At 63.6% G+C, this 15,024-nt stretch carries 13 protein-coding genes; 8 read left to right on the forward strand and 5 right to left on the reverse strand.

The genetic code is table 11. The features are described 5' to 3' along the window. Positions 1-51: 51 nt before the first annotated feature. The 4 genes from AZF01_RS11960 to AZF01_RS11975 all read left to right on the forward strand — a co-directional run bounded on the left by AZF01_RS11960 (position 52) and on the right by AZF01_RS11975 (position 5,084). A complete protein-coding gene (locus AZF01_RS11960) occupies positions 52-2,637 on the forward strand; it encodes a bifunctional diguanylate cyclase/phosphodiesterase (RefSeq protein ID WP_024707488.1) in 2,586 nt (861 codons plus the stop codon). A gap of 631 nt (positions 2,638-3,268) precedes the next feature. Next, the gene (locus tag AZF01_RS11965; protein ID WP_081725736.1) at positions 3,269-3,412 is read left to right on the forward strand and encodes a DUF1127 domain-containing protein; all 144 of its coding nucleotides are present in this window, start codon (positions 3,269-3,271) and stop codon (positions 3,410-3,412) included. 279 nt (positions 3,413-3,691) lie between these two features. Further along, entirely contained in the window at positions 3,692-3,835 is a 144-nt protein-coding gene (locus tag AZF01_RS24025) for a DUF1127 domain-containing protein (protein WP_152534493.1), read from the forward strand. Between the two features lie 136 nt (positions 3,836-3,971). Beyond that, positions 3,972-5,084 carry a pyridoxal phosphate-dependent aminotransferase gene (locus tag AZF01_RS11975; RefSeq protein ID WP_024707489.1) on the forward strand — a complete coding sequence of 371 codons (1,113 nt, stop codon included), beginning with the start codon at positions 3,972-3,974 and terminating at the stop codon, positions 5,082-5,084. A 39-nt stretch (positions 5,085-5,123) separates the two neighbouring features. Here the strand turns inward: AZF01_RS11975 and AZF01_RS11980 are convergent, their stop codons facing one another. Beyond that, positions 5,124-5,822 (reverse strand): glutathione S-transferase N-terminal domain-containing protein, encoded by a 699-nt coding sequence (locus AZF01_RS11980; protein ID WP_024707490.1) that lies wholly within the window; start codon positions 5,820-5,822, stop codon positions 5,124-5,126. 130 nt (positions 5,823-5,952) lie between these two features. Here AZF01_RS11980 and AZF01_RS11985 point away from each other — a divergent pair, with 130 nt between their 5' ends. After that, a complete protein-coding gene (locus AZF01_RS11985; RefSeq protein WP_024707491.1) occupies positions 5,953-7,449 on the forward strand; it encodes an AMP nucleosidase in 1,497 nt (498 codons plus the stop codon). 5 nt (positions 7,450-7,454) lie between these two features. Here the strand turns inward: AZF01_RS11985 and AZF01_RS11990 are convergent, their stop codons facing one another. Both AZF01_RS11990 and AZF01_RS11995 read right to left on the reverse strand, forming a co-directional pair. Beyond that, positions 7,455-8,360: a diacylglycerol kinase family protein gene (locus AZF01_RS11990; protein WP_024707492.1), complete on the reverse strand. Its 906-nt coding sequence runs from the start codon at positions 8,358-8,360 to the stop codon at positions 7,455-7,457. 79 nt (positions 8,361-8,439) lie between these two features. Continuing rightward, positions 8,440-10,098 carry an electron transfer flavoprotein-ubiquinone oxidoreductase gene (locus AZF01_RS11995; RefSeq protein ID WP_024707493.1) on the reverse strand — a complete coding sequence of 553 codons (1,659 nt, stop codon included), beginning with the start codon at positions 10,096-10,098 and terminating at the stop codon, positions 8,440-8,442. A gap of 279 nt (positions 10,099-10,377) precedes the next feature. On the opposite strand from AZF01_RS11995, the gene AZF01_RS12000 reads away from it, so the two are divergent. The 3 genes from AZF01_RS12000 (at position 10,378) to AZF01_RS24030 (ending at position 12,419) form a co-directional block, all read left to right on the forward strand. Continuing rightward, positions 10,378-11,166, forward strand: coding sequence for an SDR family oxidoreductase (locus AZF01_RS12000; protein WP_024707494.1), 789 nt, complete (start codon positions 10,378-10,380; stop codon positions 11,164-11,166). A 49-nt stretch (positions 11,167-11,215) separates the two neighbouring features. Continuing rightward, positions 11,216-12,049, forward strand: coding sequence for a uracil-DNA glycosylase (locus AZF01_RS12005; protein ID WP_024707495.1), 834 nt, complete (start codon positions 11,216-11,218; stop codon positions 12,047-12,049). A gap of 178 nt (positions 12,050-12,227) precedes the next feature. Beyond that, a complete protein-coding gene (locus AZF01_RS24030; protein WP_152534494.1) occupies positions 12,228-12,419 on the forward strand; it encodes a hypothetical protein in 192 nt (63 codons plus the stop codon). 107 nt (positions 12,420-12,526) lie between these two features. Here AZF01_RS24030 and AZF01_RS12010 read toward each other — a convergent pair whose 3' ends face one another. Then, positions 12,527-13,804: a PAS domain-containing protein gene (locus tag AZF01_RS12010; RefSeq protein ID WP_161633016.1), complete on the reverse strand. Its 1,278-nt coding sequence runs from the start codon at positions 13,802-13,804 to the stop codon at positions 12,527-12,529. Between the two features lie 187 nt (positions 13,805-13,991). Beyond that, positions 13,992-14,873 (reverse strand): hypothetical protein, encoded by an 882-nt coding sequence (locus tag AZF01_RS12015; protein ID WP_024707497.1) that lies wholly within the window; start codon positions 14,871-14,873, stop codon positions 13,992-13,994. Positions 14,874-15,024 lie beyond the last annotated feature (151 nt).

A 15,024-nucleotide genomic window follows, 5' to 3' on the forward strand; every position in this document is an offset into this window, starting at 1 on the left:
AGGGGAGCTTGCGATGCGATCGAGAGCCGTTTCTTTTCTACGGGTTCCTGAATGGCGCTGCTGAAGAACGCCAGGATCCCGCGCGACAGGCGTTCCACGATCAGGCTCTACACGGCGCTGACGGTGCTGTTCTTCGCGACGCTGGCTGCGGGAACGGTTTTCGGCGGGCTTGCCATCCGCGATGCGGTACGCCAGGAGCGCCAGGAACAGGCACAAGCGCGCGCCGAAGGCTTCGCAAAGGCGCTGAAATCGGTGTTGCAACTGACCGACAATGTCGGCCGGGCTCTTTCCGAGGCCTTTGATGACGAGGGTCTTGAAGGCTACGATACCTCGGTCGAGGCCTATCTGGCCTCCGCGCCCTGGACCCGGGCCGTCATCCTCAACCGCGACGACGCAACGCGCGTTTCGCCGCAGGACCTGTCTGTCGCCATGCGCGCGCTTCCGGTTCCGGACGACGGCGCCGATCAGCGCAAGATCTTCGGTCCCTTCGAACTCCCGAACGGCGAGCGGGTCCTCGTCTACCGCTATTCCTTCGATGCAGGCAACCTGGAACTCGTCGTCGGTTTCGAGGCGATCCTCGAAGCTGTCGGCCTGCTCGAACTCGAGGAAACGACACAGCTCAGCGTCAGGACCGTGGCAACCCCCGGTCCCGACGAACTCGCCACAGCCGGCGAAAGCGACCTGCCCGTCGAAGACGCGATCCGTGAGGATGTCCGCGTCGACAACGCGACCTGGACCATCAGCGTGGCGCCGCGCGCCCTTTCGGATGGCCTGTTCGACTGGGGCCGCGCGTTCCGGCTCGCCGCCGGCCTGCTCGTCCTGGCATTTGTTGCGCCCTTCATCGCCCTGCTCCTGCTGTTTCGCGCGCGTCTCAGGGACAATGTCAACATCCGCCGCAGCATGATGGCGGTCGACAACCTGTCCCGTCACCTCGATGTCGCCCTCAACGCCTCGAATATCGGCCTGTGGGAGCATGATCTGGAAACAAACGTCCAGATCTGGGACGACCAGATTCTGCGAATCTACGGCATTGAGGGAGAGAGCCATGTGCAGACATTCGAAAGCTGGTGCTCCAGACTGCATCCGGACGATCAGGCGCGTTTCCGCCGTTTCAGCTGGGAGGATGCCGAAAACGACAAGGGCTTCCTGACAGAATACCGCATCATCACGCCGGGCGGGCTGGAGAAGACCATTCGTTCCGCCGGCAACGCCTATCGCGATGCCGACGGCAAGCGCAAATTCGTCGGCGTGAACTGGGACGTTTCGGCCGACAAGGCGCTTCAGGAGGCGCTGGCAGAGGCCAAGGCCAGGGCGGAGGAACAGAATGTCGCGCTGGAGGAGGCCCGCGCGCGCATGGAGGAAATCGCCCTGCAGGATACGCTTACGGGCATTCCCAACCGGCGCCATTTCGAAAAGCGGCTGGCTGCCGCACAGGCCGGCGGCGCCATGCCGGAAGGCATGAACATCGTCTTGATCGACCTTGACGGGTTCAAGACCATCAACGACACGATGGGACATTTCTTCGGCGACGACGTTCTGCGCTACGCTGCCGAAACCTTCATGAATAATCTCGGTCCCGACGATTTTCTGGCGCGCACCGGCGGCGACGAATTCGTCGCCCTGATGCCGGCGACGAGCGATGTCGGGAACTTCGCCGCCACCGTCACGGCGGCCTTCTCGAAACCGCTGCGCATTGACGGGCGCTCCTGCCGGCTGGGCGTCAGTCTCGGCATCGCCACCGCGGAGGATTCGAGCGACACGGCCTCGGATCTTCTGATCAAGGCGGACTTGGCGCTGTACGAGGCCAAGAATCGCGGCCGCGGACGCACGGTGAACTACACCAGCAACCTGATGGCGAAGACCTTTGCCCTCAAGCGCCTGGCCGACGAGCTTCAGGAGGCGGTCGAGAACGGCGAGATCACCGCCCACTACCAGCCGATCTTCGATGTCAGAACATCGACGATCGTCGGCGTGGAGGCGCTCGCCCGCTGGCAGCATCCGCGCCGGGGCGTGCTCGAGCCGAAAGCCTTCCTCGATGTCGCCGAACAGCTGGGGCTGCTGCATGCGATCGATGACACCGTCTTCCAGAAAGCGGTCGCCGTGATCGAACGCAGCAAGGCGGCGGGCGTGCCGCTGCCCGGCATCTCGGTCAACATCTCCTCCCAGCGCCTGCGCGACCCGTTGCTTCTCGAGCAGCTCGCCTCGTTCAACCTGCCGCCGGACACGGTTCACTTCGAACTGCTCGAATCGATCCCCTTCGACCGGCCAGACACCGCCCTGATCAAAACCGTCAACGCCATCAGGAAGCTTGGCATCGGCATCGATCTCGACGATTTCGGCTCGGGCTATGCCTCGCTCGTCGGCCTCAACCAGGTGCGCCCCGACCGGCTGAAGATCGCCGGCCAGCTCATTGCCCCGATCACCGGTTCGGAGGAAAGCCTGCAGATCGTCGAGACCATCGTGCGCATCGCGCGGACCTTCAACATCGGCGTCATCTGCGAGGGCGTGACCTCGAAGGCCCACTACAAGAAACTGGAGGCGCTCGGCTGCTTCCTCCAGCAGGGCTATTATTTCTCGCGCCCCATGGATGAGGACCAGTTCATCGCCTTCATGCGCACGGGCAGCGGCCTCGAATGACCCGGAGACGGGCGACGGCAAGCCCGTCATGCGGCAGCCGAAACGGCCACCGCGCGCCGACATGCACGCAATGCATACCTTATATGTCGAGATGGCACTGCAAAATTCGGAGCCGGACGCGTATATAGAGATCAACAGAGTGAACGAGCGGACATCAAAACGATTTGACAAAAGCTCAGTCACTTGGCCCGGTTTCCGGGTTGGAATTCGAAGCTGCGCACTCCTCCTCCTCCCAGCGCGCTTCGATAGGTTGACGACGCTCCTCCTCCCAGTCGTCGACCAACGCAAATGACGCTCACCGGATCCTCCTCCCCCGGTGAGCGTTATTTTTTTGCGCATTGCCCATACACCGCCCCCCCATTCTCAGTCCCGACCCTGCAAGACCGACTATACGCCGTCGCCGGACACCCGCCGCGCGTGCGACCGAGTCCGCGACAAGTGCCGACTTTTGCCGCCTATTCCTGCCCTCACAACAGCCTTTGCGGCCCTTCTCCTGCGGCGCCATGCGGCAGACGCATAGCGGCTTTACCGGAAACCCACTGACCGCGGCGGGTGGCAGGGCCTATATCCGGTTCATCAGAAATTGAGGCGCCGCAAAACACGGGCGCCGCAAAAAACAGGAGAGAGAAACATGAGCATGGCTCGTTCGTTCAACAACTGGATCAAGTACCGCCAGACCGTTTCGGAACTCGGCCGCATGAATGCGCGCGAACTGTCCGACCTCGGCATCAACCGTGACGATATCCGTCGCGTTGCCCGCAAGGCCGCATTCTAAGCGCTGCCTTGCCCGACCTTGCAAAAGCCCCACGCCTTCTCCGGCGCGGGGCTTTTTTTGGCGCGGGCCGTGCTTCCGTCCCGCCGCGCTAACGTTTGTCAAACGCGCGTGCCTCAAAAAAACGCATCGCGATCGACCTGCTCCGGTATTGTGCAACCTAATGCACAAATGCATGGCAGTTGCATAATAACTGCACACGACGCATCGCCGTTTCCCTTGTATTCTTCCGGTCAAAATGAATGCAGCACGAAGCTGCCGGACATATTCGAGGAAACACCCATGCATCCCTTCGACTTCACCATGAAATGGTTCAGCTACCGCCGCACGCGCGCCCAGCTGCGCAATCTTACCGCCGCAGAACTCAAGGATATCGGCCTGCTGCCGGGCGACATCGACCGCGTCGCGGCCCGCGCCTTCCGCTGAGGCCATCCCCCGCACTGAACTGCCAACGGCGCCGCATGGCGCCGTTTCGCGTTTTGTCCGATGGAGCGGCGCTTGCCTTCCCAAACGCAGCGATTATGTTGGGGCCCCTTCTGCCAACAACCGGACGACGCACAGCATGGCCGCATTTCCGCGCTTTACCTCTCTGATCAAGGAACTGCCATCCACGGTCCCCTTTGTCGGACCCGAAGCACTGGAGCGCACCCGCAACTTCCCGATCATCGCCCGGATCGGCGCGAATGAGAGCGGCTTCGGTCCCGCGCCGTCCGTGCTTGCCGCAATCCGCGAGGCCGCCGGCGACATCTGGAAATATTCCGATTCCGAGCATCTGTCGCTGCGACAGGCCCTCGCCGAGCACCATGGCTGCAGGCCGGAAAACCTGATGATCGGCGAAGGCGTCGACGGACTCCTCGGCATGGCCGTCAGGCTCGTGGTCTCACCGGGCACGGTCGTCGTCACCTCGCTCGGCGCCTATCCGACCTTCAACTACCATGTCGACGGCTTCGGCGGAAAACGGGTGAGCGTGCCCTATGCAGGCGACAGGGAAGACCTTGATGCGCTGTTGGCGGCGGCGAAGGACCATGACGCGACCATGGTCTATTTCGCCAATCCGGACAATCCGATGGGAAGCTGGTGGCATGAGGACGATGTCATCCGTTTCGTCGAGGACCTGCCGGAAACCTGCATGATGGTGCTGGACGAGGCCTATTGCGAATGTGGACCGGCAGAGGCCTTTCCCGCGATCGACCGCCTTCTCGACCGGCCGAACGTCATGCGCTTCCGCACCTTTTCCAAGGCCTACGGGCTCGCGGGCGCGCGCGCCGGATACATTATCGGCGAGGCCGAGACGATTTCCGCCTTCAACAAGATCCGCAACCATTTCGGCATGCCGCGCCTGACGCTGGTTGCCGCCGAGGCGGCGCTTGCCGACCAGGCCTATCTGCAGAGCGTTGTCGGACGCATCCGCGAATCGCGCGACGAGATCGCCCGGATCGCGCGCGACAACGGGCTTGAGCCGCTACCCTCGGCAACCAATTTCGTCGCCATCGATTGCGGCAGGGACGGCGCCTATGCGCGCGCCATCGTCGATGCGCTCGGCGCGCGCGGCGTTTTCATCCGGATGCCCGGCGTTGCGCCGCTTGACCGCTGTATCCGCGTCTCGACGGGCCCGGGCGAAGACATGGACCTCTTCGCGCAGGAACTGCCGGCCGTGCTCCAGGCGCTCGGCTGAGCCAGGCGCCCGAAGCATCCGGCTTCCCGGGCTTCGTCCCTACCGCGCCTTCTGGCCGAAGAGCACGGACTGGGCGTCCTTGTCCGATGCCAGGTTCATCTTTTCGCGCTCGGCCTGACCGACAGCGATGCCGGCCTTGACCGCCGGCCGCGCCATCACCGCCTCGTACCAGCGCTTCAGATTGGGAAAATCGTCAAGGTTCTGTCCCTGGGCCTCATGCGAGCGGACCCAGCCGACCGAGGCCATGTCGGCGATCGAATAGGCGCCGCCGAGATATTCCGCCTCGCCGAGACGCCTGTCCATCACGCCGTAGAGCCGGTTGACCTCGTTGGTGTAGCGGTCGATGCCGTAGGCGATCTTTTCCGGCGCGTAGTTGCGGAAGTGATGCGCCTGGCCCGCCATCGGTCCAAGCCCGCCGACCTGCCAGAACAGCCACTCCTCGACGGCCACCCGTTCACGCTCGGTCTCGGGATAGAACTTTTTGTACTTGCGGCCGAGATACTGAAGAATCGCGCCGGATTCGAACACCGAAATCGGCTTGCCGCCCGGCCCTTGCGGATCGACGATCGCCGGCATGCGGTTATTGGGCGAGATCTTCAGGAATTCCGGCTTGAACTGATCGCCCTTGCCGATGTTCACGTAATTGACGTTATAGGGAACGCCGGCCTCTTCCAGGTAGATTGTGATCTTGTAGCCGTTGGGCGTCGGCCAATAGAAAAGCTCGATCGGTGCGGTCATGAAAAATCATCCTCTCGCGTGTCGCAAAACACTGATCCCTTCGATATAGATCGATTTCGAACGCAAAAAAGAGCGGAGTGGCGCGGTCCTGTTCGCGATCAGACCGTTTTCCGCCATCACGAGGGTCGCCATGCACCAGAACGAAGCTTTGACAGCAAAGATCATTTCGCCCGATCCTGTCGAGCCGCAGAGCTTCACGGACCCCGGCGAAGCTGTGAAGGCCCTGCAGGCGCTCTACAAGCGCAATACCCGCTTCATCATCGACGCCTTCATCGCTCTCGCCGGCGGCGCGCCGATCGAGGGCCGGTACCGCGCCTGTTATCCGAGGGTCAGCATCGAGACCGGCAGCTACGGGCTCACCGACTCGCGTCTCTCCTTCGGCCATGTGGCGACCCCCGGCGAATATGCAACCACGATCAGCCACCCGGTCCTGTTTGCGGACTACCTGATCGAGCAGCTCGGCCTGCTGATCAGGAACCACGGCGTTCCGGTGACGGTCGAAGAGTCCGATACGCCCATACCGCTGCATTTCGCCTTTGGCGAGAACACCCATGTCGAGGCCGATCTGGCCGCGCTCGCCGACGTGCCGCTGCGCGATATCTTCGATACGCCCGACCTCAACACCACCGACGACCAGATCGCCAATGGCGACTATGAACCGGACCCGGGAGAACCGCAGCCGCTTGCGCCGTTTACCGCCCAGCGCATCGACTATTCACTGGCGCGGCTCAGCCACTACACGGCAACCAGTTCGGCGCATTTCCAGAATTTCGTGTTGTTTACCAACTACCAGTTCTATGTCGATGAATTCTGCGCCTACGCCCGGGAGGTGATGGCCAGGGGCGGGGAAGGCTACAGCGCCTTCGTCGAGCCCGGCAACAACGTCACCCTGCCGGGCGAAGTGGAGCCGGAGGGCGGCCATACCGGCGTGCGCATGCCGCAAATGCCGGCCTACCACCTGAAGCGCGCCGACAATTCCGGCATCTCCATGGTCAATATCGGCGTCGGCCCTTCCAACGCCAAGACCATCACCGACCATATCGCCGTGCTGCGGCCGCATGCCTGGCTGATGCTCGGCCATTGCGCGGGGCTCAGAAACAGCCAGAAGCTCGGCGACTACGTGCTCGCCCACGCCTATGTGCGCGAGGACCATGTGCTGGACGACGACCTGCCGGTCTGGGTGCCGATCCCGGCGCTCGCCGAAGTCCAGCAGGCGCTCGAGGAGGCCGTCGGCGAGGTGACGGGCCTCAAGGGTTACGAGCTGAAACGGGTGATGCGCACCGGCACCGTCGCCACCATCGACAACCGCAACTGGGAGCTTTCGCACCAGAGCGGGCCGGTGAAACGCCTGTCGCAGTCGCGCGCCATCGCGCTCGACATGGAATCGGCGACGATCGCCGCCAACGGCTTCCGCTTCCGCGTCCCCTACGGCACGCTTCTCTGCGTTTCCGACCGGCCGCTGCACGGCGAACTGAAACTGCCCGGCATGGCGACCGCCTTCTACACCACCCAGGTGCGCCAGCATCTCCGCATCGGCATCAAGGCGGTGCAGAAACTCGCCGCCATGCCGCCGGAAAGGCTGCATTCACGCAAATTGAGAAGCTTCTACGAGACGGCCTTCCAGTAAGGCCGTCACACCAGCCGGCTGTTGGCCGGCACGATCACCGGCAGCGAGCGCGGGTGCTGCTCGAGCACGGCGTGACGGACCTCATCGATCGGGTCGCCGTCAAAGGACTGGTCGATGCCGTCCGAATGGAAATCGAGCGTCAGCTTTTCCGTCTCGATCACGGTCACGTTCTCGCTGTCCTCGATCCGGCCCGCAAGATAGCTGAGCGCGAAGCCGAGCACCGAATCGAATTCCTCGGCCTTCAGAAGGTAGAAGGCGAGCTTGCCGCCCTGGGGCCGGTCGGTGAACAGGCTGGCATTGCCGTGGATGCGATTGTTGGCAACGCCCACAAGGGCAAAGGCCCCCTCGCCGCGCGCCTCGGCGCATTCGTAACTGAGCCTGATTTCCGGAATCGTGCGCAGCGTATCGACCCAGGCCCGCGTGCTGGCGGAAATCTTGCCGAGCCGCGAATCATAGTCAAGCCGCTCGCGATTGCGGATCATCGTCGCGTGAAGACCGGCGGAGAACTGGTGGATGAAGGGCCGGCCGTTCATCGTCGGCACATCGACGCGGGCGGGCTTGCCGCCGGCCAGCGTCATCAAGGCCTCCTCGATATCGAGCGGCAGGCCGAGGCTGCGGGCAAAGAGGTTCATGGTGCCGGCCGGCACGACGCCGAGAAGCTTGTCCGTGCCGTACATGGCGCCGGCCGCAAGCGAGATGGTTCCGTCGCCGCCGCCGACGATCATGCCGTCGAAGCCTTCGGCACCGACCGTCTTGTGGATCGCATCGGCAATTTCGCCGCCGCCGACCACCGCGCATTCGAATGCGTGCCCGGCATCGCGGAAGATATTGGCGGCCAGGTCCGAGAATGCGTCCATATCGGTGGTTTTGAACGTACCGCCGTCGCGGTTGAAAAGACCCTTGAGACGCATTGCCTGTCCTTGAAGACGTGTCGGATAGCCAGAAACGGATCAAGGCGGTCGCCGGTTCCGCCCGCCCGCCCGGGAGCGGTCACATATTCGGGTAAACCGGCCCTTCGCCGCCCTGCGGCGGGACCCAGGTGATGTTCTGGTTCGGGTCCTTGATGTCGCAGGTCTTGCAGTGCACGCAGTTCTGGGCGTTGATCACGAATTTCTCCGTGCCGTCCTCTTCGACCCATTCATAAACGCCGGCGGGACAGTAGCGGCCGGAGGGACCGGCATAGATCTCGTACTCGGAGCGCTTCTGCAGCGCCATATCCTTGACCTTGAGATGGACCGGCTGGTCCTCCTCGTGATTGGTGTTGGACAGGAACACCGAGGACAGGCGATCGAATGTCAGCGCGCCGTCGGGCTTGGGATAGTCGATCGGCTTGTGCTTCGCCGCCGGCTCCAGCGACGCGGCGTCGGTCTTGCCGTGCTTCATCGTGCCGAAAAAGGAGAAGCCGAACAGCGTGTTGGTCCACATATCGAGGCCGCCGAGCGCGATGCCGGCATAGGTCCCGAGCTTCGACCAAAGCGGCTTGACGTTGCGGACCTTCCTCAGGTCGCGCCCGATGGCGCCGTCGCGCCAGTCCGCCTCGATCTCGGCAATCTCGTCATGAGCGCGTCCGGCGGCAAGCGCATCCGCCACGCGTTCGGCGGCAAGCATGCCGGAGAGCACAGCATTGTGCGAACCCTTGATGCGCGGAACGTTGACGAAGCCCGCCGAACAGCCGATCAGCGCGCCGCCGGGGAAGGAAAGCTTCGGAACGGACTGATAGCCGCCCTCGGAGATCGCCCGTGCGCCGTAGGAGATGCGCTTTGCCCCCGCAAAGGTCGGCGCGATCGCCGGGTGGGTCTTGAACCGCTGGAACTCCTCGAAGGGCGAGAGATAGGGGTTCTTGTAGTTGAGATGGAGCACGAAGCCGACGGCCACCTGATTGTCCTCCAGATGGTAGAGGAAGGAGCCGCCGCCGGTTTTGGCATCGAGCGGCCAGCCGAAGGAATGCTGGACGAGGCCCGGCTTGCTTTGCTCGGGAGCAACCTCCCACAATTCCTTCAGGCCGATGCCGTATTTCTGCGGCTCGCGCCCCTCATCGAGGGCGAATCTGGCGATCAGCTGTTTGGCGAGCGAGCCGCGCACGCCCTCGCCGATCAGCACGTATTTTCCGAGAAGCGCCATGCCGCGGGTGAAGTTCGGGCCGGGCGTGCCGTCGCGCTCCACGCCCATGTCGCCGGTGGCGACGCCGATGACCGCGCCGGCGTCATCATAAAGCACTTCGGCCGCGGCAAATCCGGGATAGATCTCCACGCCCAGCGCCTCGGCCTTTTCGGCCAGCCAGCGACAGACATTGCCGAGCGAGACGATAAAATTGCCGTGATTGTTCATCAGCGGCGGCATCACGAAATTCGGCAGCGTGATCGAACCGGCCGGCCCAAGCAGAAGAAAGCGGTCGCGCGTGACCTCGGTCTGGAAGGGATGACCCTCCTCCTCCCGCCAGCCGGGCAGAAGGGCGTCTATGCCGGACGGATCGACGACCGCGCCTGACAGGATATGGGCGCCGACCTCGGCCCCCTTCTCCAGCACGACGACGCTCAAGTCTTCGTTGAGCTGTTTCAGCCGAATGGCGGCGGCGAGACCGGATGGACCGGCCCCGACGATCACCACATCGAATTCCATGCTTTCACGTTCCGGCAGTTCTTCAGCCATGTCTTCCCTTCCATTGCCGCATCCCCCGATATCGGCGAGGCCTGTGGTCTAGCAACTCCAGCTTTTATTTCTAGAGAGGTTGCAGAAAAATTGAAAGCGCCCAGGCAAGGGCACGCGATGCGCGGGCCGGAGCAGGTTTCCACAGGCGGGGCATGCGGCACGCCCGCGCATACGTCCGATAATGATTGATCGACGACATGGCGGGCGTCTATGGTGAAAGCCAATTTCCGCCGTTCATTTTTTCAAAGCGTCGGCCGGTTGCGGCCAGGGGAGTTTTTCATGGATTTTGGTATTGCCGACAAGAAGGCCGTCGTGCTCGCATCGTCGCGCGGACTGGGCGCCGGCATCGCCGAGGCGCTGGCAAGGGAAGGCGCGCATGTTCTTCTCTGCGGGCGCACCGAAGACCGGCTGGCGACCAACTGCAAGGTGATCAACGAGACGACGCCCGGCAAGGCCGATTACATCGTGGCCGATATCGCCGCGGAAAGCTTCGTCGAGGACCTGCTGTCCGCCATCAAGGCAAAGCTCGGCGGAGCCGACATTCTCGTGAACAATTCCGGCGGCCCGACGCCCGGAACCGTCGCCGAAATGAACCCGGAAAAACTCGACGGCTTCTTCCGGTCCATGGTCGCCCCGATCATCACGCTCACCAACGCGCTCGTGCCGCAGATGAAGGAAAAGGGCTGGGGCCGGATCGTCACCGTCGCCTCGAGCGGCGTCGTCGAGCCGATCCCGAACCTCGCGCTCTCCAACACGCTGCGCTCGGCGCTGGTGGGATGGAACAAGACGCTTTCCAGCGAGGTCGCGTCTTCGGGCATCACCGCGAATATGCTTCTGCCGGGACGCATCCATACCGACCGGATCGACGAGCTCGACCACGCCAATGCCGAGCGCTCGGGCAGGAGCCTTGCCGAGGTGCGCAAGGCGACACTGTCGACGATCCCGGCCGGAAGGCTGGGCCGGGTCGAGGAATTCGCCAGCATCGCCGTCTTTCTGTGTTCAAGGCAGGCCAGCTACCTGACCGGAAGCCTGATCCGCTGCGATGGCGGCGCGACGCACGCGATCTGAGTTCAACACATGGCCGGGCGGCCGGACGGCCGCCTTCTGGAGCCTGCCCATGATGTCCGCAATGGATCTGACAGCACGCGAGGCGGCCGCCCTTCTGCATTTTTACGCCGATGCCGGGGTGGACGTGTTTCTGGAGGACGAAGCCCTCGACCTGACGGCGCGCGCCGAAACGCCCGCGCCCCCGCAGACGCGCCCGTCGAGAGAAGAGCGGAAAGAGCAACCCGCCGCGTCCGCCGCGCGCCCCGCCGCTGCGCGTCCTGCCATCGGCACAACGACCATTCCAGACGACAAGGCCGTCTCCGATGCGCAGTTCGCGGCTGAAAGTGCCCGTTCGCTCGGCGAGCTCAAGACGGTTCTGGACGGTTTTGCCGGCTGCAATCTGAAGCACAACGCCCGCTCCACCATCACGCTCGACGCCATGCCGGAAAGCGGCATCCTGGCGATCTGCGGTTTTCCGACCGGTGACGATGACCGCAACGGCGAACCGCTTGCAGGCCGCGCGGGCAGTCTTTTCGAGCGCATGCTCGCCGCGATCGGCCTTTCGCGCGACGACGTCGCCGTCACCACAGCCCTCCCCTGGCGCACGCCCGGCGACCGCAGCCCCACCCAGTCGGAGGTGGACATTTGCCGGCCTTTCCTGAAGCGCCAGATCGCCCTTGCCGAACCGCGCCATCTCCTGGTGCTCGGCAATTTCGGCAGCCGCATGCTGATCGATGCCGACAAGACGGTGTTCAACCTGCGCGGCGAATGGCATCCCGTCAATGTCGACAGCCATGCGGTCGAGGCGCTTGTCACCTTTTCCCCGACAGAGCTGCTCGCCGCTCCGGCCAACAAGAAGCCCGCCTGGCACGACCTTCTCCTCTTCCGGTCACGCCTCGGCTGATCCGTTTTCTCCCTGCCGGCGCGCCGCGCTTCGCTCTGCCCGAAAATTACTCAGTTTCCGGGACGTTAACGCCGACATGCATCTGGCGCATGGCTGCCCTACGGCCGGGACCATTGCCGGCGCCGGCCGTTTCATGGATAAGGGGGCATGTCTTGGGAGGACCAACGGAACCAAGGCAATGAGATACGTACAGGACATGGACGCAACCCTTATGCAGAACACGCGCTTTTCTCTCGAACTCGGACGCTCGACCAACGGCTATCACGGCCAGCGGGGCATCGACCGCGCGATCGCCAAGGGCTTTGCCAAGGCGCTTGGCCATCACGATGCCAGCATGCGCCGTCCGGCAATGCGGGCCCTCGGCGCCTGATCGGGCGACGGGAAAGCCGCTGCTGCCCGCGGCAAGGGCAGATACGAAAATTGCTGAATTGATGCAGAGGCCGGGACTTGCGTTCCGGCTTCTTGCGTTTCCGGCAGTCAATCGATGAAGGTGATCTCGACCGTTGTGCCACTCTCGACGGCGGTGCGGATCGAGAATTTGAGGCCGAGTCTGGATGCTGCTTCCTGCGCCTCGACAAGACAGGTATGCGAGATCCCCATCGTCAGTTCAGGCTGATTGAACACCGCCTCGAGCTCGCTTTCGCTGAGCCCCCTGCCGATATCCGAAAACGCCGCGCGGAACCCGTCACCTTCCGACGGTTCAAGCGAGACCCTTGCGTCGCAATAGGGCGGCGAGACCGCAATCAGCCGCTCGACGAGGTGCGAGAACAGCTTCGTCAGCAGATCCTCGTCAAGCGGATAGCCGAGCCCGCCATCATCGATCGACGTGCTCAGCATGACGCTTTCCGCCACCGCTTCGCCGCGATGGCGGTGAAGCGCTTCCAGCAGACACTTTGCCGGAGAGATCAAAGGTATGTCCTGCTCGCGCTCCCTGCGGTCGCGCGCGGATTCGAACTCCGCATAGATATCGCGATGCAAGGGCGGAGAGGCAAAAACCGGCGCAGCGGCAGGGTCCGCGGGCCTGTTAGCGCTGTCAGCGTTTCTGGCCTGCGGCGCCTGCCCCCCGGTCGAAGGCGCGGCCGCATCGGGCGAAGCCCTGCTGAAGCGGGCCTCCTTCAGGTCATCGACAGGCTTTTCCTCCGGCGCGGAGGCACGAAGAAACCCGTTGGCGATGATGCGGGGCGGCCGCGCCGGCGCTTTCTCCGGACGGCTGCGTCCTGTGCTCCAGGGCATGGGGCCGCCTGTCTGCCCGAAATCGCTCGGGCGCGCCGGCGCGGGCTGCGCCTGCGGCCGAACCGTGCGTTGCGGCGGCGTGCTTTCCGTCCGGCGATGAAGCGCTCCCTCGCCCGCCCGCGGCGCGGCAACAGCCCGGTCTGGCCTCTCCTGCCGCGCGGTCGGGCGACCGATCACGACGCACACGGCATCACGGTGGCGCATGCGTGCGAGGGAAAGTTGGGAGCGCCCCTCCGGACCGGCGGCGAACTCCGCCAAAATCTCCTCAAGCCGGCTTCCCGGCTCATCGGAAAGCACGCGCGTCATCGCCCGGTCGATCTCCTTGCCGGCCGCCGGCGTAAACCAGGAAGACAGCGCCGTGCCGCAGACATCGCGCTCCTCCGCCCGCAGCAGCGCGAGGGCGGCGTCGTTGGCGATCTCGATCGTTCCATAGGGGTCGACAAGCAAAATGCATTCGGGCGCGCGGTTGAGCGTGTCAACCACGGGTCGGGTGTCAGCCGCCTGAGGCAAGTCGGAATTCATCATTCGCATCCGTTTGTCCAGTCGAGCGTTTCAGCGCCGGGACAGGTCCAATCCAAACTTCGTCGCGACGCTGGCCGGGCACGCCGCATGCCGGCACCAAGACAAGCATGATAGGCCCGCGAGGTAAATCGCATCTTAAAGTGTAAAACCAGTCAGTTTTGAGCTTGTTCCATGCTCTGGTCGCTTTTTACCAAAAATGGTCTGAAAAGGACGGGAGCGATCCGTCGGACGGGCCGCGTATCGCGAAGGCAAAGGCCGCGTCAAGGTGATGCGATTTGACGGCCTGCCACCGGCAATATTCGCCTATGAAGGCGGCATCGACCCACATCGCGCTTTCAAACGCCCTTCCGCTCCAGCCGATCGCGCCGACATCGACGACCTTTCGCAGGATGCGCTGAAGGTGGGTGCGCGAAATAAGGATCCGCTTCGCCATTTCACGGGCGTTCAGGGCCGGGATCATATAGCGTCCCTCTTGCGGCCGCTGGCGACCGACCATGACGATGATGTTGTCCATCACCAGGCCGCCCGAAATCGATTTCTGCAGAAGGGCGACCCGCGGCGGCGGTTCGCGCCAGGCAGCATCGCGGAGGCAGCCGAAGGCGAGACGCGGCTGCATGAGGGGGATCATTTCCGGCCGCGCCGCAAATGCCGCCACACGCCCCTTTGCGTCAAGTGCATCGAGCATCGACAGGTTTGCCGCGATCCACTGCCCGATGGCTGCGTAGACCGGCGGGGTCGGTTCGAAATAACGCGGTCTCAGGCTGGCGCGCGCGGGATCGGGACGCAGGAAGCCATAGGCAAGCGATTCATCGACATAGTCGCGGATGGTGTTCGGACTGGCGACCTTGAACGGCTTCAGCACATCGATAAGGCCGTTGACGGTCAGGCCTTCATCGCCGCCCCAGTAAAGGGCGAGCGCGGCCTGGGATATCAGCCAGCGGCGCTGCGAGCCGAAATTGGCGCCCAGGCGCTGGTTCTCCTGGTAAACGGCGGCGAGCCTCTCGCCGTAAAGCGAAAGTGAAGGGAGAAAGGCGGGGTGCGTCGCGATCGTATCTGCAGAAAGCGGCATTGTTCTTATATGGTTGTCGGCGCTGTTGTGCCGGAAACTGCGCCGCCTCCAGCCGTGATGTCGGCCGCGACCCTACTTGATCGGCGCGCGAAAATACAGACGCAAAAAAGCTTCCGCGGCGGTTGCGGGCCGGCTCCTAACGCCCTATAGG

The organism is Martelella sp. AD-3, from assembly GCF_001578105.1.
Classification (GTDB): Bacteria; Pseudomonadota; Alphaproteobacteria; order Rhizobiales; family Rhizobiaceae; genus Martelella.